The sequence below is a fragment of the Streptomyces sp. NPDC046215 genome, from assembly GCF_040646215.1.
In the GTDB taxonomy this organism is placed as follows: domain Bacteria; phylum Actinomycetota; class Actinomycetes; order Streptomycetales; family Streptomycetaceae; genus Streptomyces; species Streptomyces stramineus.
In genome coordinates, this window is the sequence record NZ_JBEYZW010000006.1 from 54,949 (window position 1) to 73,265 (window position 18,317).

25 protein-coding genes, 1 tRNA gene and 1 pseudogene are annotated in these 18,317 nt (G+C 63.0%); 15 read left to right on the forward strand and 12 right to left on the reverse strand.

The window, feature by feature from the left end:
• Nucleotides 1-32 precede the first annotated feature (32 nt).
• The 11 genes and pseudogenes from ABZ951_RS04250 to ABZ951_RS04300 form a co-directional block, all read right to left on the reverse strand.
• Nucleotides 33-482, reverse strand: a complete 450-nt coding sequence (locus ABZ951_RS04250) for a hypothetical protein (protein WP_344088411.1) — start codon at nucleotides 480-482, stop codon at nucleotides 33-35.
• A gap of 113 nt (nucleotides 483-595) precedes the next feature.
• Nucleotides 596-1,153 carry a hypothetical protein gene (locus tag ABZ951_RS04255; RefSeq protein ID WP_344088414.1) on the reverse strand — a complete coding sequence of 186 codons (558 nt, stop codon included), beginning with the start codon at nucleotides 1,151-1,153 and terminating at the stop codon, nucleotides 596-598.
• A 1-nt stretch (nucleotide 1,154) separates the two neighbouring features.
• Nucleotides 1,155-1,979 (reverse strand): metallophosphoesterase, encoded by an 825-nt coding sequence (locus ABZ951_RS04260; protein WP_344088417.1) that lies wholly within the window; start codon nucleotides 1,977-1,979, stop codon nucleotides 1,155-1,157.
• A complete protein-coding gene (locus ABZ951_RS04265) occupies nucleotides 1,976-2,494 on the reverse strand; it encodes a DUF3310 domain-containing protein (RefSeq protein ID WP_344088419.1) in 519 nt (172 codons plus the stop codon). The genes ABZ951_RS04260 and ABZ951_RS04265 overlap by 4 nt, the downstream gene beginning before the upstream one ends.
• On the reverse strand, nucleotides 2,494-3,207 hold the full coding sequence (locus ABZ951_RS04270; RefSeq protein WP_344088422.1) for a toprim domain-containing protein: 714 nt from the start codon (nucleotides 3,205-3,207) through the stop codon (nucleotides 2,494-2,496). Before ABZ951_RS04270 ends, ABZ951_RS04265 begins: the two co-directional genes overlap by 1 nt.
• Before the next feature lie 16 nt (nucleotides 3,208-3,223).
• Nucleotides 3,224-3,427: pseudogene (locus ABZ951_RS04275) on the reverse strand (CHC2 zinc finger domain-containing protein); the annotation flags it as partial.
• Nucleotides 3,387-3,857, reverse strand: coding sequence for an endonuclease VII domain-containing protein (locus ABZ951_RS04280; protein WP_344088425.1), 471 nt, complete (start codon nucleotides 3,855-3,857; stop codon nucleotides 3,387-3,389). The gene ABZ951_RS04280 and the pseudogene ABZ951_RS04275, both read right to left, overlap by 41 nt.
• A complete protein-coding gene (locus ABZ951_RS04285) occupies nucleotides 3,854-4,201 on the reverse strand; it encodes a hypothetical protein (protein WP_344088428.1) in 348 nt (115 codons plus the stop codon). The genes ABZ951_RS04280 and ABZ951_RS04285 overlap by 4 nt, the downstream gene beginning before the upstream one ends.
• 42 nt (nucleotides 4,202-4,243) lie before the next feature.
• Nucleotides 4,244-5,065, reverse strand: coding sequence for an AAA family ATPase (locus ABZ951_RS04290; RefSeq protein ID WP_344088431.1), 822 nt, complete (start codon nucleotides 5,063-5,065; stop codon nucleotides 4,244-4,246).
• Nucleotides 5,066-5,266: 201 nt separating this feature from the next.
• Nucleotides 5,267-6,040, reverse strand: a complete 774-nt coding sequence (locus ABZ951_RS04295; RefSeq protein WP_344088434.1) for a PD-(D/E)XK nuclease family protein — start codon at nucleotides 6,038-6,040, stop codon at nucleotides 5,267-5,269.
• Complete coding sequence (locus ABZ951_RS04300) at nucleotides 6,037-6,429, reverse strand: hypothetical protein (RefSeq protein ID WP_344088437.1); 393 nt, start codon at nucleotides 6,427-6,429, stop codon at nucleotides 6,037-6,039. The genes ABZ951_RS04295 and ABZ951_RS04300 overlap by 4 nt, the downstream gene beginning before the upstream one ends.
• A 377-nt stretch (nucleotides 6,430-6,806) precedes the next feature.
• On the opposite strand from ABZ951_RS04300, the gene ABZ951_RS04305 reads away from it, so the two are divergent.
• Nucleotides 6,807-7,679: an XRE family transcriptional regulator gene (locus ABZ951_RS04305; protein ID WP_344088440.1), complete on the forward strand. Its 873-nt coding sequence runs from the start codon at nucleotides 6,807-6,809 to the stop codon at nucleotides 7,677-7,679.
• Between the two features lie 93 nt (nucleotides 7,680-7,772).
• On the opposite strand, the gene ABZ951_RS04310 is transcribed toward ABZ951_RS04305, so the two are convergent.
• The gene (locus ABZ951_RS04310) at nucleotides 7,773-8,231 is read right to left on the reverse strand and encodes a hypothetical protein (protein WP_361278897.1); all 459 of its coding nucleotides are present in this window, start codon (nucleotides 8,229-8,231) and stop codon (nucleotides 7,773-7,775) included.
• A 466-nt stretch (nucleotides 8,232-8,697) separates the two neighbouring features.
• Between ABZ951_RS04310 and ABZ951_RS04315 the strand changes: the two genes are divergently transcribed.
• From ABZ951_RS04315 to ABZ951_RS04380, 14 genes are all read left to right on the forward strand, one after another.
• Nucleotides 8,698-8,791: transfer RNA gene (locus ABZ951_RS04315), tRNA-OTHER, on the forward strand.
• A gap of 44 nt (nucleotides 8,792-8,835) precedes the next feature.
• Nucleotides 8,836-9,135: an HNH endonuclease gene (locus ABZ951_RS04320; RefSeq protein WP_344088446.1), complete on the forward strand. Its 300-nt coding sequence runs from the start codon at nucleotides 8,836-8,838 to the stop codon at nucleotides 9,133-9,135.
• A 564-nt stretch (nucleotides 9,136-9,699) separates the two neighbouring features.
• A complete protein-coding gene (locus tag ABZ951_RS04325) occupies nucleotides 9,700-9,918 on the forward strand; it encodes a hypothetical protein (RefSeq protein ID WP_344088449.1) in 219 nt (72 codons plus the stop codon).
• 488 nt (nucleotides 9,919-10,406) lie between these two features.
• On the forward strand, nucleotides 10,407-10,853 hold the full coding sequence (locus ABZ951_RS04330; RefSeq protein WP_344088452.1) for a hypothetical protein: 447 nt from the start codon (nucleotides 10,407-10,409) through the stop codon (nucleotides 10,851-10,853).
• Nucleotides 10,854-10,918: 65 nt separating this feature from the next.
• Complete coding sequence (locus ABZ951_RS04335; RefSeq protein ID WP_344088455.1) at nucleotides 10,919-11,767, forward strand: terminase TerL endonuclease subunit; 849 nt, start codon at nucleotides 10,919-10,921, stop codon at nucleotides 11,765-11,767.
• Between the two features lie 238 nt (nucleotides 11,768-12,005).
• Nucleotides 12,006-13,469 carry a phage portal protein gene (locus tag ABZ951_RS04340; RefSeq protein ID WP_344088458.1) on the forward strand — a complete coding sequence of 488 codons (1,464 nt, stop codon included), beginning with the start codon at nucleotides 12,006-12,008 and terminating at the stop codon, nucleotides 13,467-13,469.
• A gap of 11 nt (nucleotides 13,470-13,480) precedes the next feature.
• Nucleotides 13,481-13,990: a hypothetical protein gene (locus tag ABZ951_RS04345; RefSeq protein ID WP_344088463.1), complete on the forward strand. Its 510-nt coding sequence runs from the start codon at nucleotides 13,481-13,483 to the stop codon at nucleotides 13,988-13,990.
• A gap of 69 nt (nucleotides 13,991-14,059) precedes the next feature.
• Nucleotides 14,060-15,163 (forward strand): hypothetical protein, encoded by a 1,104-nt coding sequence (locus ABZ951_RS04350; RefSeq protein ID WP_344088466.1) that lies wholly within the window; start codon nucleotides 14,060-14,062, stop codon nucleotides 15,161-15,163.
• 15 nt (nucleotides 15,164-15,178) lie between these two features.
• On the forward strand, nucleotides 15,179-15,514 hold the full coding sequence (locus ABZ951_RS04355; protein ID WP_344088469.1) for a hypothetical protein: 336 nt from the start codon (nucleotides 15,179-15,181) through the stop codon (nucleotides 15,512-15,514).
• Nucleotides 15,515-15,839: 325 nt separating this feature from the next.
• Nucleotides 15,840-16,187: a hypothetical protein gene (locus tag ABZ951_RS04360; protein ID WP_344088472.1), complete on the forward strand. Its 348-nt coding sequence runs from the start codon at nucleotides 15,840-15,842 to the stop codon at nucleotides 16,185-16,187.
• Between the two features lie 104 nt (nucleotides 16,188-16,291).
• Entirely contained in the window at nucleotides 16,292-16,570 is a 279-nt protein-coding gene (locus ABZ951_RS04365; protein WP_344088475.1) for a hypothetical protein, read from the forward strand.
• Nucleotides 16,571-16,625: 55 nt separating this feature from the next.
• Entirely contained in the window at nucleotides 16,626-17,552 is a 927-nt protein-coding gene (locus ABZ951_RS04370; protein WP_344088478.1) for a hypothetical protein, read from the forward strand.
• A gap of 52 nt (nucleotides 17,553-17,604) precedes the next feature.
• Nucleotides 17,605-17,895 (forward strand): hypothetical protein, encoded by a 291-nt coding sequence (locus ABZ951_RS04375; RefSeq protein WP_344088481.1) that lies wholly within the window; start codon nucleotides 17,605-17,607, stop codon nucleotides 17,893-17,895.
• A 98-nt stretch (nucleotides 17,896-17,993) separates the two neighbouring features.
• A complete protein-coding gene (locus ABZ951_RS04380) occupies nucleotides 17,994-18,311 on the forward strand; it encodes a hypothetical protein (RefSeq protein ID WP_344088484.1) in 318 nt (105 codons plus the stop codon).
• Nucleotides 18,312-18,317: the final 6 nt, after the last annotated feature.

Consider the following 18,317-nt stretch of genomic DNA (forward strand, 5'->3'; position numbering starts at 1 on the left):
CTCGCATCAACTTTATGGGTCAAGTGAGGGCGTTACTTGGCCCGGAACGAGCCGTCTGCCTGGCGCCAGAGCGGCGGGCACTGCTCGGACTTGTCGAGCCCGCGGCCTCCGCAGAAGTAGGCGGCCCAGGCGCCGCCGTCCTTGAAATTCCGCTGTCCGTGGTTGCAGGTGTACGCGCCGGTGTCGGCTGCGGGGTTGGGGGCCGGGGTCACCTTCCCGTTTTCGAACCGCTTCGGTGCTGCCCCGGAGGTTGCGGCCTTCCCGGTGGCAGCGAAGTACGCGCCTGCCTTGGCTGCTGCGTCCGCCAGAGCCTTCACTTCGTCCTTGCGGCTGAGCTGGGCCACGGCGTCAGCGACGCTAGGGGCGTCGATGGTGATCCAAGGGGCGTCGAAGCCGGCGCCGCCCTTGAGCGTCACGCGGACCTTGTCGCCGTCGGCGACAGGCGTGTTCATGACGCTGACGCCGGGAAGTGCGGTGTTCATAGGGGTCTCCTCTGTAGTGGTGTTGATGGGCGGGTCCCAGGGGGAGACATCAGCGAACGGATCATCGGTCATGGGTTCCTCCGGTGTGTGGTTGAGAATGACGGGCGTGGACGTCAGGCAACGGCCCTGCGTATGCGGTGAGTTCGGTTCATTTGCTGGGAGAGCGCGACGACCGCGCGAACGAGTGCCTGCCGGTCTGCCTGGTCTGACAGGGGCAGGCCGTAGACGTAGCGCCGCATGAGCAGTTCACGGTGGCGCTCGTTCAGCCGCTTTAGGGCGAAATCGGCATCCAGCCGGGCACTGAACAGGCCGTCGGTGATGCGAGTACGCAAGAGGTCATCCCTCTGCCCGAGCATCTGACCAATCTCGTCATCTGTGTACAGGAATGTTTCGAGCGCTCTCTTTGCCTCGTCTGGCGTGTAGTGGTATTGATCGTCCATCAGGTCGCGGTAGTTGCGTTCCTTGCTGGCGTATTGTGTGCCAGCCTTCTGGAAGATTTTCCAGAGGAAGGCTTCGTTCCCGTAGTTGTCTTCGATGGTGGGGCGGTTCTCGTAGGCGTGCATCAGGATGACCTGCTTGACGTCATCCTTTTCGACTACATTCCATTTCTGGGCGATGCTGTACGCCACCTTGTCGGCGAGGTCGCAGAGGTAATCCCAGTCAAGTTCCACGTCAGGACGCAAGGTTGAACCCTTTCTTCGGGCTCACAAAGTGGCCCTTTCTGTTGCGCTTGATTGCCCCGTAGCGGGCGCCGTCGACTACGAAACTCCCGTCGCGCTCAACGTAGATGGGCACGGGGACTGCGGAGTACTGGCCGACGAGCAACTGACCCCATCCCTTTTGCCAGTTGGCGACACCGCCCGCGAGGTACTGCGCTTTGTTCTCGTCCATGAGGTGGCCGACTTCGAATCCGAAGCGAGTTCGCCGGTCTTTGCCGACGCCGACTGTTTCGGGAGAGACTGCGTTCTTGTGGGTGTGGCCCATGACAACGGACTTGTCCAGCTTGCGGACTTTCGCCGCGGCCGTGCGGCCCGGAACCTGGTTGAGTCCGGGGAGTTCATGCCCATGCATGGCAACCCAGCCGGGCGCTACCTCGGCGAAGGGAGGCAGGACCTCGATGCCCAGCCCCTCGAAATCGAGAAGCACGTCGACATCGAATGCCCGGCTGGCCGCCAGGGCCGGCGCATATTTGCGGAGGTAGTCACGGGGGCGGGCGTCATGGTTGCCGACGACGAATCTGATGGGCCCGGCGTATCCCGCACGCAGGTCCGCCAGGAGGGCCTTTCCCCCTTCGGACTCCCGGAGCACGTCATGCTCGAACTCGGCTGCGGTTCCCTTGGACCAGCGGCTTGGGGCCGCGTAGTCCATGAAGTCGCCGATGATCAGTACCTCGTCCGGCTGCCGGTCCTTGATGTACTGCCACAGATTCCGGACGGCCCGCGCATCGTGCAGTGGGTACTGCACATCCGAGACGATGACTATTTCTCTGACGCTCACGCGGCCTCCCCGAGTCGCTGGATCTCGATTTCGATGTATCGTTTTGCTTTCTCCAGGTCCTCTAGGGCTTCACCCTTGAGGCCGGCCCGCCAGAGATATTTGATGGCATTGCCGATAGGGAAGTTGAAGTGTTGGGTGATCTCGATGCACTCGACCCCACTGGGATGGCTGGTGTAGTGGGCCGGGTGGTCAACAGCGCTGTGTTGTGATTCCGGCTGGGGTTCGGCGAAGGATCGCCTCATGATTTTGTGAGCCTCAGCGGTATCAACTCCGAGGGCGAATCCCTCTGTCTCGGCCAGCATGCGGTGGCCGGGGCTCACTTCGGCCACTGCTTTGAGTTCGGCATCTGCAAAGCACATGGTGCCGCCGCGGTCAAACTCCACTACATTGGGGTAGGCGTTCCCCCGGAGGACACCCTTAATGCGTCCGCGTTTTTGCCCGAAGATCCAGCTTGCAAGCTGGTCGGACAGGCCAAGGACGATTACCTCATCGCCAGGTGCGAAGCATTCTGCCATTAAACCCCTAGTCTTTCTCGGTATTTTTCAGGCCCGTTTATCCGGACGAACGTATTGACATCCAATTTTGGTGGCATTGCGCAGGGCTTGGCGTTGGGGAGACGGGCTGCCATCGCGTCTGCGAATTTGATGCCGGCGTCGTCGCCATCGCCTAGAACGAATACAGACCTGAACCCCGCAAAGGCTGGGGCGAAATAGTCGCGCCAGGATGAGACACCGGGGAGTCCGCTTGCAGGGACACCTGAGAGCTCCGACGACATCGCGTCGAACTCTCCCTCAGTCAGTCCGACATGGGGGCTTGCTTCGATCAGCGCTTGAGTGTTGAAAAGCATCGGTGGGTCTCCAGGAAGTCCCAGGTATTTGCCGTGTTCCGGGTGGTGCTCCTCTTCTCGCCAGCTGCCGTCAGGGTTCTTGGTGCAGGCGGCGGCGATACAGCGGAACCGGATGGTTGCTACGTGATCGAGTCCTCCCGCCGGCCTGAGATAGGGGATGACCAAGCGCCCTCGGTACTGGTCATGTCCGGGAATGGGATCCGAAACGTAGCCGATCTTGAACCGGCCCGCTGCCTCCCCCAAACCGCGGTGGTGAAGGTACGATTCGGCCGGGCTTCCCCGGTAGGCGGCGTGGTAGCGCTTCGCCGCTTCCAGCAAATCGGCCTTCTGCGAGTCGCTGCGCCTGAACAAACCCCACACCTTCTTCTCGTTGGATGACATCGATCGAGTCCAGTGACAGGTTGCAGGCAAAGCAATGGACTCTGTTTTTCTCGGTGTTGATGGACGCGGATGCTGTGCTCTCGTCATGGAATGGGCACAGGCACTTGGCCCATCCGGCACGAGGTGCCGGTGCCTGCCACTGTGGAAAGTAGTGGTGAAGCACTTCGGTGATCGAGGGTTTAGCTGGGCTCTCCACCCTGTTCGCTTTCCTGCTGGTCACTTGAACTCGCCCTCTTGCCCCGGAAGTAGCGGTTTCCTATGTGTTTCTGGGCTGGCGGGTTTTCGAGGTACTCGGCTGCGGCTCGGAGGGTTGCCGGGCGGTCCCTAGCCGCAGTCAGCAGCCGGCCATTGCACATCCGGCACAGCAGGCCGCGGACCAGATTCGTCTTGTGGCAGTGGTCGACAGAGAGGCGCTGTTTGCGGGTCCCTCCGCAGATTGCGCATCGGCCGCCCTGGAGGCGAAGAAGTTCGTCGTACTCTCCCGGGCCCAGTCCGTAGGTGCTCTGCACTCGCGCTGAGTGGCTTGCCTTGCTCCGGGACTTCTTGCGGCAGAAGGCGCAGACCCTGCCACGCGATGATGTGAAGAACCGTTCCGCCCTGTTGCGTTGGCATCTGGCGCATGGCCTGGTGAGCGGTCGGCTGCCCGTCATCTGCCGATGTGGAGGATCGCGCGTTCCAGCCGGTACATGCGACCCGCTTGCGCGGACTCGGCGACGCTGTGTCGCAGTACGGGGAGGTCGAGGACACGGACCACTCGCTCACCGCCCCGACTTTCGTGGGCGATAACCGCTGTGGCCTGGCGGGGCCGGTGGAGGTCGTGAAGGAGCTGGCCAATGTCCAGGCCGCGGGCCTGGCCGAGCTCGACCACCAGGACGACCGGCTCAGGCAGCTCGGGGACGTCCAGTTCAGGAAACCGGTCGGCGAGGTCGCCGGCCAGCTCCAGAGAGAGCTTGTACCCCTTGGGGCGCCGGGTGCGGCGTGCAAGTGTCTTCATGAGCTTTCCCCTTCAGTGCATACACATTTTTGGGTTAAGAGGTCAGAAGTCGACGGTTGCTTCTAGGTCGGTGAGACGAATATTCCGGGTGTTGAATTCGTAGGAGGCATACGTCTCGCCTGAGCTGTCTTCGAAGCCTTCTCGATTCTTCACAGGGCTGATGTGCAGGACTCGGCCGCCCATGCCGTCGATTTCCTTGTGGACAGTGAGGATCAGGGCGGGGACGCGTGAAATTTTTCCTTTGATTCCGCTCTGCGGGACTGGCTTCAGCCCGTCCGAGTAGTCCCCGATCACGTGGTGCATGGCCATCACGTGGGCACGCGTCTCCCTCGCCATTTCACTGAGGTAGTCGCAGAGTCCTTCCAGGCCGAAGGTGAACTCTTCGGCTGTCCCGGATCCTCCTGTGTCCACATTGGTGATGTTGTCGATTACCACCAGGTGCGGGTAGATCCCGAACACTGCTTCGTATGCCATGAGGTAGAGCTCAAGTTCAGCCGGTGTGGGGCGCGCCGAGTAGTTGAAGCGCTGCCACCAGCGCTGGGCCAGGGCCGGCCCATACTCCTCGAATCTCCCGGCGTGAAGTTTGGCCTTGATGCTCTTCGCGTCGTGCCCCGTGATGATGGCCGTAGCTCTGCTCAGCTGCGTTGCTGCTGTCGAGTCGGCGGAGAAATACAGCGTGGGGACGTTGGACTGAATGGCGAGGTTGATGCCGACGACGCTCTTTCCTGTGCCGCTGGCGGCAACTACGACGGACAGTTCGCCGCGCCGGATCTCGACGCCCAGACGCTCCAGCCCTTTGAAGGGGGACGGCAGCGGTTCCCCGGCCGCGCCCTTCATGTCCACCGACTGACTCAGGGAGTACATCAGGCACCAACCCCTCTCGCATCGCTCACTCGGCGCCGCCTGAACGGGCGCGACTCGAAACAACTTTTGTTTGAAAAAAAACCGCTGCCTCGGGCTCCCCGCCCACCGGCTTGCATGCGACTCGGAACAACTTTTGGGGCAAAAAAATTTGCCGTCTTCGGTTCACGACCTTACGAGGGGCGCGCGACTCGAAGCAACTTTTTAACGGTAGGAACAGGCGTGGGACACATCACAAAATCGGCAGGAGAAGCCCGGGGCAGCGGGGAAGTCACCGCGTTTGACTCCTGCGTCCATGACGGCGAACCGCTTGCCTATAGCCTCTTCTGTCACCTGGTCCAGCTTGACCGTCCGTGACAGGTTGCCCGTCTTCCCCATATACCAGTCCCCGCGGTTCACGGGCACGTCGTATGACTGCTCCACGGCTACCTTGTAGGTCTCCAGCTGGAAGGCGGATTTCATCGTCCCAGTTTTGAGGTCACGTACCCGGAGGGACCCGTCAGGTTCCACGGTCAGCTGGTCGATGAAACCGCGCACCCGTACGCCACCCAGCTCGACCATAAATTCCAGCTCAATCGCGGGCGTGCCGGCCGGGGTCGTCCAGATGGTGGGCTGATGCTCCGCGGCCCACTCAACGTAACGCGCCGTTTGCTCCTGGCCCAGCCGGTACCGCCTCTCAATGTCCTCTCCTCCGCTGCCGTTCGCAGACAGCCAACGATCGGTGTTCGGCTCCTGGTCAAGGGACGCGTTCACCAGGGCGCTGTAGAGATCGGAGAAGTGGCTCACGGCCTCGCTGGCTGTCATGGCCCGCCCGGATCGCTCGACTGCTTCCGCGGAGCTGTGGAACGCAGTGCCGTGGATGCCCCAGGCGGCCGGCCTCGGCATGACCCGCTCGACGCGCTGTAGGTAATACCGCCACCCGCACTGCTCGTACTGCTGGGTCTGGGAGACGGATCGGGGCTGTGTCTCAACTGTCATGGTGTGGCCTCCGGATGGATGATCAGGTACTGCACTGAGGTACTGCCGGGAAAGTGCGGGTGCGCCCTGGCGGACAGGACTCTGACGATCACGGCCTCACGCCACCGGGGGAGCCCGTGCCGCGCGAGCATGTCGTCCAGGTCCTCATCACAGTCCTCGGTGACAAGGTCCGTGATGACCGCCTCGTAGTAGGAGCCTTGCCGGGTCGTGATCTTGGAGAGGCAGGCGCCCTCCGTCGTGAGGAGCGCCGATGCCCCGGTGATGGGGGCAGCGTCGACCGCCGCGGCGAGGTCTTGCCGACCCGCGCAACTGGACAGGGCAAAAGCCTCCGCGAACGGAGCCTCTGCCCTTCTCGCAAGCCGCCCTATTCCGTTAGTGAGATCGGCCACGATCACCTACTCCCTCGCTGTTCGCCCTGGCAGAGCGTTAGTAATACAGCAGAACGCAGAGTAAAGGCAACATCAAAGTCATTGCACCCGGACGCTGGCCCTTGCCGGGACCCCGGGCATTGACTCAGTCCTCTCGACTTCCCGGCCGAGTTCACGAATGACAGCGAATCCATAAAACCGGTCCGCCATCCGGTTTTAGGTTGCCCCCGAGGGTGATTTGCCCACCTGTGTGCCGGTATGCCGGAGCGGATTCAAGCCTGTTGGGCTCAATGTCAGCCCCTCGGAGTACATTCTTTCCCTGGGTGGTTTTTTCCCAGCAAAAGTTGCCCCTGTAAAGGGCGTCCGGCAGTTGTGTACGGTCGAAAGGAACGAAATCGATGGACACGGAGGCACTCCGTCTCATGCTCAAGGGCGCAAGGGACTCGATCAGTCCGGAGGAAGTGGGGCTACCGCCCCGCAGGGACCGCCGGGGCGGGAGGGCACCCGGGCTGCCCCAGGAGGCCATAGATCTGCTCACGGGCCGTAGCATCGGGACCTATAGCAAGTTGGAACGCGGCGTCCTGCCCAATCGGTCCCCGGAGTACCTCCGCGATGTGGCTCGTGTACTGGGCCTCAATGAACAGGAATGGGTCAACCTCTATGGCTACGCACGCGGCGAACGACCGCCGTTCCACCTCGCAGCTGGAGGCCCTGTGAACATACAGGGGCAGTGGGTCAAAACGCTGGAGGATTCGCCGCAGGCGGCCTACATCTGCGACTACGCGGGGAACGTGCTCGCACACAACAAGCACGCCGCGGACATGTTCCCTGACAGGCGCATGCCGAGGAACACTCTGCATTTCATGCTCTTCACCGAACAAGCGCGTAAAGAGACCCTCATTGACTGGGAAACCGCTTGGGCGCCGACCGTCGCCCCCATGCTGCGCGCCCTGAGGGCCCAGTACCAGCGCAGTTCCACACTCCGGCAGCTGACAGACATGGCCCTCGCCGATCCCTTCCTGGGGGAACTGTACTGGCAGCGCCAGAGGGTTCCTGTGGGCCTGACCCACCCGGACGGAGATATAAAGCCTTGGCACCACCACCAGTTGGGGCCGGGCTGGATCAAGATGTGTGTCAGCACCCCCTTGATGGCACCGACAACTTCCCTATTTCTGCTGGACTTCCACCCTGGCGAGCGGCCTGAGCCCATCCCTGACACAGTGATTGACACCTCAGGAGATATATCCGGCTACTTCCCTGCCGCGGCCTGAGGGCCTCGCGAGGCGAGCTCCCACAACCGACGTGACAGAAGGCCCCGGATGGCGTGTGCCATCCGGGGCCTTCGGCAAGTTCAGGACAACAGGTCAATCGCCCTCGGCGGATGCCGGGAGCTCCATGGCGGCCTGAAGGTCGGCACTGGGCAGAGGCTTCCCCGCCGGCCAGCGCATGAGTCGACGCCCGTCCTCAGGTGTCCGGGGCACGAAGAAGACTCCTTGCGGGGTCTCCCGGTCGTAGTCCAGCACCGCATCCTCTCGCCTGAGCCGGTCAATCAGGTTCTGAGCCCGCCGCTCCTGGGGCGGCGACAGCTCGTCACCCAGCTGCTTCCTGATGCAGTATTTCAACCCTTGAAGTGGTCGCCGCGCATGATGGCTGTCGCCCCCGCTGGTCGTCTTCACATTCCAGACGTCGTTAATCATGTCCGTGACGCGGGCGGCCACGGGCTTCTTGTACAGGTTCTGCTCGCGCCGCCGCTTGCCGACGGCGCTGATTGTCACGCCGTGTACGGCGGCAATCTCGCCATCCTTCCAGCCCGTCTGGACCAACTGCCGCAGTCCGGCGTCACTTGGCAGTTTTACCATCACAAGCCCACTTCTGACGGGGGTATCTCCAAGGGTCCGGATCGTAGTACTCCCTGCGACTCGGTGCAACTATCTGGGCCTCCCGGCCCACCGGAAGCAGGTGAATCAGGCGCAACAAGACCCCAGAATGTGAGCTGCGTCTCACTTCTGGATCTAGGGGTGAGTTTGGGCTCGGATCACGCCTACATACCTAGTGAGAACAACTCTTCAAAGAAAAGACTCTTTTAAAGATTTAAAAAGATCTAACTTTAGAGAAGTTACTTAGAGAGAGTTTCCTTCTTGTTGATTTCCTGAAGAAACAAAGATTTTCTCAGTTTGAGATCCAGGAGGGGACAGGCCCCGGCTGCCAGATCAGTATCCGGCCGGGGCCCACATCCGAGCCACCACGGCTGATCCCCGTGGTGGCCCAAGGGCGGGTCGCTCCTGCTTGGAGTCGCGGTGTGTGGGTGCACGCGAGCCCCTGAAAGCCCCTTGCCGGGGCGTATAGGGGCTGAAGTGCGGGTTCGAGTCCCGCCGACTCACCACATCACGGAGGGAGCCAACGATGCCCCGAGCCAAATCGATTTGCATGTCTGCTGGCTGCACCTCCGTGACGGTCCGCTCCGGTCGCTGCGAGACACATGCCCCTCCCAAGAGGGGATGGCAAACCTCAGCACGGAACGCCAACCGCCCCGGGGACTTCCACAAGAGGCGGGCCCTGGTGCTCGCGCGCGACCGCTTCACCTGCCAGCGCTGCGGTTCCCGTAACGACCTGGAGGTGGACCACCTGATCCCTGTCGCCAAGGGCGGCACGTGGGACGTGGCGAACCTGTGGGTCCTCTGCCATGACTGCCACTGGCGCAAGACGCACTACGAGGACCGCACGTAGAGAGGCCCCCGGGTAAGCGGGGGCCTCAGCAGCTCCCGGCCGTAATCCCAAATTCCGAAATCGGCTTGGTACCGGGTGCCTGGGCGCGTCACTCCATGTCGGACGGCCTACCAAAAATCGTACCGCCCACGCACGGCCCGTGCGCCTTCTCTCTCTTTTCTCTGACTCCCTTTGGAGGGTGCTCGTGCTCGACTGTGACGGCCTGTGCGACCCCTGCCGGTGCCAGTTCCCGCCGGCCAGGAGCCCCCGCCCGCCTTCCCGGGCCGCGGAAAAGCGTGGCTGGCAGCGGGACGCGCGCGAGCAGCTGGCCGAACTGAGCGGGGTGGGCTGATGCCATCCCGACGCGGGCCGGCCCCCAGTCCGAACGCCAGGCGCAGGAATACCACTCACGCCCTGGGTGAGCATGAGCTGACGTCCGCGTCCGGCGAGGGCCGGGCCCTGCCCAAGGCTCTCGGCATCACCACGGGTGGCGCCAAACGGTTTTGGAGAACGTGGGCATCCGCCCCTCAGACGGAACACTGGCTAGAGACGGACTGGGCGGAGCTGGAGATCACCACACGCCTGGTGGATGAGTTCTACGGGGGCAACGTGCGTTTGGCCGGTGAGATCCGTCAACGGGTGGGGCGGTGGGGTGCCACCACTGAGGACCGGGCCCGGCTGCGGATGAATTTCGACAAGCAGGCCGAGGAAGAGGCCGCCAGGACGGCCGAGGAAGCCAGGACCGCAGATATGGACGCCGAACTTTTCAAGATGCTGTCCGAAGCCAAGGAGCAGGGTGCGTAGTTGGACCGTTGTCGGCACGCGGTGTGATGTGTCGGGTGAGGCTGACGCCCTCGCCGTTTTCGCCGGCGCCCTACCTGCCCAATTCCTCAATGGGACAGACCAGACCACTGGGTGGGTGCGCGTAGTCGAGGCCCCGGACGCCAGCGAGGCGGCCTCTGCTGCCGAGCTCCAAGCCGAAGCCCTGCACGACCACGCGTAGTACCGACTCCCAGGAAGGGGGTAGCAGATGCCCCTGACGGGAAACATGCCGACCGGTGTCCCTCACCCCACTCGGAGCCTCGGCTACGGCATCATCCGGTGGTGCCAGCGGTACATCCTGCAACCGGATGGCGAGAACGCTGGCCAGCCTTGGAGGTTCAGCCCTGAGCAACTCCGGTTTGTGCTCTGGCTCTACGCGATTGATGAACGCGGGAGGTGGTTGTACCGGTCTGCCGCGCTGCGTCGCGCGAAGGGCTGGGGATTAAGGCAAGACCCCACTTCTCGCGGCTTTGGCGATCGTGGAATTCATCGGCCCCGCCCGCTTCTCCCACTTTGACGAGAACGGGATGCCGGTTGGCAAGCGCGTTCCGCTGCCGCTGGTGCAGATCGCTGCCACCAGTTTGGATCAAACGGCCAACACCCGTGACATGATCCGCGGCATGCTCGCGGAGTCTCCTGCGGAGCAGGAGTTCAACCTCGACATCGGCAAGGGGCTCATCCAGTTCAAGGACGGGCGCCCTGGCCGTATTGAGCCGGTTACCTCGTCTTCTCGTGGTCTTGAGGGGGCGAGGCCAACCTTTGCCCGGCCCCGGCGGAACCGTTTCTGCCGGGGCCGGGCTGCCTGTTTGTTGTTTGTGATGAGGTCCATCATTTTGTCGAGTCGACCCAAGGCGTGTACGTCTGGGAAACTTTGGACAGAAATGTCCAAAAAACAGCGGGTGCCGGGTCTCGTCTGATCGAGACTACCAACGCCTTCAACCCCAACGAGGCTTCCATTGCTCAGCGGACCTACGAGGCCGCAATGGAGTTCGGAGCCAAGGGGATTCTCTACGACTGCCGCGAGGCTGTACGGGACATCGACCTCAAGGACGAATCCGCGGTTCGTGCCGGCGTCATCGACGCCTACGGGGACTCGCACTGGGTGGACGTTGACGGCATCGTCGCCGCGGTCATGGACCCGCGCACGAGCGCGGCGGTCGCCTACCGCTTCTACCTGAACAACATTCAGGAGAACGCTGACGGCTGGCTGGTAAAAACCGAGTGGGACGCCTGCTTTGACGACGGAGACGACCCGATCCTCCCCGGTGACCAGATAGCCATCGGATTCGATGGGAGTATCCGCGGAGACAGTACAGCGATCGTGGGTGCCCGGCTGAGGGACGGAAAGCTCTTCATGCTCGGCCTGTGGGAAAACCCCCGGAACCCCAAACAGCCTGATTGGGAAGTTGATGTTCTGGCGGTCGAGGCTGCCGTTAAGCGCGCCTTTGAGACGTACCGCGTCGAGTGGATGTATGCCGATCCGCCCTACTGGCAGGAGGCCATTGGCCGGTGGGCTATCGAGTACGGGGATGACCGCGTATACGAGTACTGGACTAACAAACCAATGAGAATGTGCGAGGCCACTGAGCGGCTGCATTCCGCGGTTGCTGTCGGGGACGTGAAGCACGACGGGAATCCGGACTTGACTCGTCACATGCTGAACGCGGTGACCCGAGAGGTTCCACAGGGGCTTTTGATCACTAAGGATTCGCCTCGTTCCCGGAAGAAGATCGACGCGGCCGTCTGCGCCATTCTCGCCTTTGAGGCCCGTGCGGACGCTATCGCCGATGGCCGTTTGCAGAGCAAGCGCCGTCGCGTGGTCGGTTTCTGATGCTCAGTTTTCCCAAGACCGGGCCGGCCGGGGCTACTGCCCTGGTTGGCCTGCGCACTGCGCTGGCCCGTGCTGCCGTGCACCTGTGGCACTTGCTCAGGTGATCGTCGGGCCGACGTGAGGCCAGTGCATTACCGGGGGCCGCACCGCCCATTAGTAACCGACCCCCGCCCGAGCGCGGGGGTGAGCCGAACGGGGTTGTAAGCCCGTGCGGCCCCCAACCGTTGGAGGTACCCACTTGATCATTCCCCCCAACGGATACAACGTCATAGGCCCTCCTAAGTCCCCGATTGACTGGCTTGCTTTTCTTCACAACAAGCTCACCGATCAGCTCCCGGACATGTGGCGATACGCCCAGTACTACGAGGGCGAGCACCAGCGGCTCGCGTTCTCGCAGGCCCGCTTTAAGGCGGAGTTCCGTGAGGTCTTCGAAAACTGGCGTGACAACTTCTGTGGTCTGATCATCGACTCGGCTACTGAGCGCATGGCCGTGGAGGGTTTTCGAATACCCGATAGTCCGGGGTTCGACATCGATGCCCGGGACATGTGGCAGCGCAGCAGCATGGATGTTCTGTCGAACGGCGTGCACCTGGACGCGATGATTCAGGGCCGCGCGTATGTGCTGGTGTGGGAGGGGCCGGACGGTGAGCCGCTGATTCAGCCGGTGTCGGCTGAGGAGATGGTGGTGCAGTACAAGGCGGGGTCGCGCACCGAGCTGGAGGCCGCAGCCCGGTTCTTCCTGGATGACTGGGGCCGGCAGTGGGTGACACTGTGGACCGAGGAGTACGTCTACGAGGTCAAGCGGGGTCAGACCGAGTGGGAGAACGGAGTCAAAACGCCGAACGCACTCGGTGTTGTCCCGGTCGTCCCCTTTCATAATCGTTCCCGTCTTTCGGGTGACCCGTATTCAGACCTCGCCAACGTTATCCCCATTCAGTCGGCCATCAACAAGGTGACCGCTGACGCCCTCACCGCTTCAGAATTCTGCGCCTGGCCTCAAAGGTACGTCACTGGTCTGGAGATCGTCGAGGACGACCAGGGAAATCCCGTTGAGCCTTTCAAGGTCGCGGTTGACAAGCTCTTGCAGGCCGAGGATCCGCAAGCCAGATTCGGGCAATTCGAAGCCGCCAGCTTGAGTAACTATTGCGATCTGGTGGGCCTGCTCCTGCAACACCTCAGCTCCATATCCAGGACCCCCAGTCACTATTTTCTTGTGAATGCTGGGAATAACGCCCCATCCGGCGAAGCGATCATCAGCTCGGAGGCTGGTCTGGTCGCCCGGGTGCGTGAGCGGATGCTGTATTTCGGCGAATCCTGGGAGCGGGTCATCCGTTTGTGCTTCGCCATCAAGGGCGACAAGCGTGCCAAGGAGTTCGCCATGGAGACCGTCTGGCGGGACCCGGAATACCGGACCGAGGCGCAGCACATTGATGCTTTGCTGAAGCTTCAGCAGCTGAATGTGCCCGAAGAGCAGCTCTGGAGCGATGCGGGATATAGCCCTTCGCAGATCAGCACTTTCCGTGAGATGCGGAAGGATGACGCGAAGGCCGCCGCCGAGATCCAGAAGCTTGGCCCGAAGCCCGAGCAAACGGGACCGGCAGCGGGTGATGCCCCGAGCGAGGCGAAGGCCGCGCGCATGGCGCGTAAGCCACCGCAGGGAAATGCGGGTAACGCGAGTCGCAAGATCCACGAGACGAAGTGATGGAGATCAGTATGGATGAGACGCCCACCCCCTCGACGCCCGACGACAGCGTCGCGGACGGCCCGTCGGCCGCCCCGTCGGCGCCTGACGGTGCCGCCGCGGAGCTGGAGCAGTGGAAGGCCCGGTTCGAGGCTGCCAGTCAGGAACTGGAGCAGTTCCGCCAGTCGCAGATGACGGATCAGGAGAAGGCGCTGGCCCAGGCCCGCGCGGACGGCCGCCGGGAGACGCTTTCGGAGCTGTCGCCCTCGCTGGCCGAGGCCGAGATCCGTGCCCAGGCCGCAGTTGCGGGTGTGGTGGTGCAGACGGAGTTTCTTGACCTCAACCATTTCCTAGGCGAGGACGGCCGGCCCGACACCGAGCGGATTGCACAGTTCGTCGCCAAGGGTGACACGGTCTCCACCGCACGCCCGCGGCTCCCTCAGCTCATGGGCGCCGGATACCACCGTGGCGGCAGCGGTGGCACGGCCAGCATGGACCCTAACGAACTGGTCGACCACATCACCGGCGGCAAGATCATCTAGCCTCGCCCGATTCTTAGACAGCCCTCCGGCCCTGGGGGGATTTTTTATGCCCTCTTGGAGGAATTGCCTATGGCCCTGACGACCCACCACCTCAATCTTGACCCCAAGCAGGTCACCATTGCCGCCCTCGGCCTGCTTGACCGTCAGCTCACCCTCGGCGGCCTGCCGGCCCGCTACTCGGAGCTGAAGTTCACCGGCGGCCTGGGCGACGTGATCAACGTTAACCGCGAGTCGCGCGGCATTCCGGTGCAGTCCTCGGGTATCTCTGAGCCGATCTGGAACCCGATCAAGGGTGACAAGAACAAGTTTGCTGCGGCCACTGACCGGCCGCTGCCGACGAATGATCGGCTTGCGCCGATCGGCTTCGTCAACGAAAGTCGCTTCCCTGTGCAGTTGACCACGCTTGCACAGAACGCCACCACCTTGAGCATGGAGCAGGTGGCCTTTGATCTGAAGCAGTTCGGTAGCCAGATTCTGACGAAGCTGACTCGCGGTTTTGCTGAGTATTTTGATGACACCACCGCCAACTTTATCAAGGCGAATATTACGCGTTCCGGTCTGAGTGCCGCGCAGAAGAAGGTTGTCGGCGGCGATGTTGAGGTCACCATTCCGGCTGCGGACGGCACAGGCGAGAACCTCAAGGCCCGCGCCCTGGCCCTGCGCACCGCCCTCGTTGATGCCCGGATGGCCATGGGCCGCGCCAACGTCCCGACTTCTGAGCGGTACCTGATCGCCGGCCCCGAGGTTGAGGCGATCCTCCTGAAGGACCCCGAATTCGTTGCAGTCGACTACTCCGGCGACACAAGCGCTCTGCGCCGGGCGGTCGTTGGCCGCATCTACGGCTTCGACATTGTGATCCACAATTCCTTTGACCTGGAGATGTACCTCTTCCACAAGAGCGCGATGATTCTGGTGTCGGCCTGCCCGGCGATCCCGATGGGCGCGGTACAGGGCTCCGTCCAGGACATCAACGGAATCGCAACCAGGATGTTGATCGATTACGACTACGCGAAGAAGGCCGACACCATCGGTCTGGACACCATGTACGGCCTCTCCACGGTGCGGGAGGACCCGGACTATACGGTCCGCGGTGTCGGCATTGGCGAATCGTTTGTGCGCGGCCTGAAGGTGACGATCACCGAGAAGGCCCCTGCGGCACCGTCCGGCTCCTAACCCTCGGAGCCGCACATGCCCGTATCCGTAACAGACATCGAAATCCGGATCGGCAGGACCTTCGAGGAGCCGGAGAAACCGCGCGTCCAGGCATTCATTGCGGATGCCACTGCCCTGGTGCGGGACTACTGCGGTCCCCGGTACGTCGAGGAGTCCCCCGCCATCCGGGCCGTACTGTGCTCCGAGGTCATCCGCTGGCTGGCAATCCAGCCCGGCGTGGTCAGTGAGCGTGTGGGTGACATGGAGGTCCAATGGGGGGCGTCCGCCACCCAGTCTCTGTCACCGGCCGCCCGTGACGGCCTGCGCCGGTACCGCCGGCAACTGGGCTCCATCAGCCTGACCCGGGGCTGACGCCGATGCACTTCACCGAATCCGTAGAGGTGCACCGGGCCCCTCTGGCCTCGACCTCGTACACGAACCACCGCGACTGGGACCAGGCGGTGAGGGCCTGGACCGGCCCGGCGCATGTGCAGCCGGACCGGTCTTTCGAGGTTCGGTCACCGGCCCGGGAGACCGCCCAGGAGCGGTTGGTGATCTATCTGCCGCCTGGTGCCGATGTCGATTCCGCTGACCGTGTCCTGTGGCGGCACCGGTGGTTTGAGGTCGACGGAGAGCCTGCCCGGTGGATGCATGGCTCCCTCCGGCATATCCGTATCCGCGCGTGGAGGGTGGTCCGATGAGCACGTTCACCCTGCGGCTCACGCCGGAATGGGAGCGGGGATTTTTCCTGGCCCCGGAGATGCGGGACCTGGTCGAGCTGCACACCGTCACGCTCGCCGGGGCCGCAGCAGCGGATGCACCCCACCCCTCCCGCCCGACCAAGGAGCACTGGAACACCGTCCGGCGCAGCATCACGCCTCACCTGGCCCTCGACCGGGATGGCTGGTACGGGCAAGTGGTGGTCGAGGCTGATGCCCGGATGCGCCACGCAATGCTGCTGGAACGCGGGTGGGGAGACGGCCAGGGCCGCAAGTATGCGCGCTGGTATCTCAAGCGCGCACTGGAGAGGCAGCGCATCGAGTGACGGCCGACCCCGTAGAGCTGGTCGTGTCATTCCTGCGGTCCGCCCCCGGTCTACCTGCCAGGAGTGTCACCGGGGATCACGTCGGCCACCAGGCCGGCCAACCCATGATCTACATCGAGCACTCCGGCGGTTTCCGCATGGTCCGGGACCGCATGGACCGGGCCGACATCGTCATCAGCGTCCGCCACGAGGACCGCAAACACGCGGTGGACCTGGCGTACCGGTGCCGTGCGGCGCTCCTGGAGGAGCTGCCCGGCCGGGTTGTTGCCGGCGCGGAGGTCCTGGACGTGGAGGAGATTTCCTCCCCCCGCTATGAGCCCGACAGCACCAGTCGTGAGCACGTGTACAGCGGCGAGGTCGCCGTGTTCTACCTCGCTGCCTGATTCCCCCCTTTGCCGGGCACGGTGTGCCCGGCTTCCGTCTTTCCTGAGGAGCCCTATGCCCAATGACGCCCAGAAGATCCGGTTCGCCCCTAACGGCAATATTTTCCTTGCCCCTGCCCCGCGGACCGGTAATACCAGCACGGTTCTGCCTGCCGATGTAGGCGACGGCAAGACCGCCCCCACGGGCTACAAGGGCTGCGGTTACACGGACGCCTCGGGGGTGACGATTACCCCTTCGGTGGAAACCGAGCCCGTGAATGTCTGGCAGTCCGCGGTTCCGGTGATGTACACCGTCAAGTCAGCGTCGTTCAAGGTCAAGGCGACTCTGATGGAAACGAACCAGCTGACCACTGAAGCGTTCTTCGGTGCGACGTGGAAGCCCCTCAAGGACGCCGAGGGAAAGAACAGCGGCACCTACAGGCTCGACCTGTCCTCTACCCCTGATCTGAACGAAATCAGCATCGTGGTCGACTGGTCGCAGAAGGGTGTCCTGTACCGGTGCGTCATTCCCCGGGCGATGATCTCCGATCGTGGGGCCATCCAGCTCCAGCGCACCGAGAACAACAAGTACGAGCTCACCATCGATGCTCTTGATCACGAGGGCAATCTCGGTTACGTCCTGACGAATGACGACATCCTTGGCCTGGGCAAGCCGTCGGTTCCGGTGGAGCCGGAGCTGTTCAAGGCCGCCGTGAGTGTCCCGGGATTCGCCACCAATGATGCGTCCAAGGGCTCCTGGACAGCGAAGGTGAGCGTCACCAACAGCACCGGGCCGGCCGTCGTGTCCCTGCTCCGCGCGGACAAGTCCGCTTTCGATGACCAGGTGACCGCCACCAAGGACGGCACGTACGACGTCACCGTGCCGCAGGGCACGAAGACCGCCGAAATCAAGGTGACCCACGGCGGCGTCGCTACCTGCTTCCAGGTCACCGACACCACGGAGGCGGGCACGTCGAAGACGTGTCACGTCCCTGGCGCCTAGCGCCCACCAGCGTCGTTGATCCGCCCTTTCCTCTTTTTTCTTGGAGTTGCCCATGACCGCTGCCACGAAGCCTGATTCTGCTGAGAAGACCGCCGCGAAGGAGGCAGAGGCCAGCCTGACCCCTGTCACTGTTGAGCACGGCGGCATTGAGTTCACCATCCCTCATCCGCTGAGGATGCCGGTCAAGCTCCTGCGGGCCCAGGACGAACTTGAAGCCGTCATGCTGATCCTCGGCGAGGAACAGTGGGCGGCCTTCGAGGACAGTGGTGCCACCATCGGTGACTTCCAGGACCTCGCGGACAAGGTTGCCGCCGCCCGGGGGCATGACGACGCGGGAAACTAATCCAAACCGTCCACGCCATACGCGAGTTCTCCGATGAACTCGAAGCAGACCTCCTGGAGCACTACGGGGTTGATCTGCTTGATCTGTGGCGTGAGCGGTTGTCCCTGCGTCGGGTCAGTGTCCTGATCAAGGCGCTGCTGCGAAAGCCGGGCCGGTCCGTGCTCCTAGCCGCGCTGGATGAGTCCGCCGAGTGGTCGACTCAGGATCATCTGATGGCCCGCGTGTCAGACGCGCTGGAACTCAGCAACTACCTCTTTTTGAAGGCTAATTCGGATGCTGCGGCTGATCTGTCGCCGCCCGATCCCCTGCCGCGACCCGGCTCTCCGACCCCCGTTCCGGTCCAGGAGGAGCCCTCGGAGGGCTTTGCCTCGGGGGCTGACCTGGCCGAATTCTTTCAGCAAATGAGCAATATGTAGGAGGTG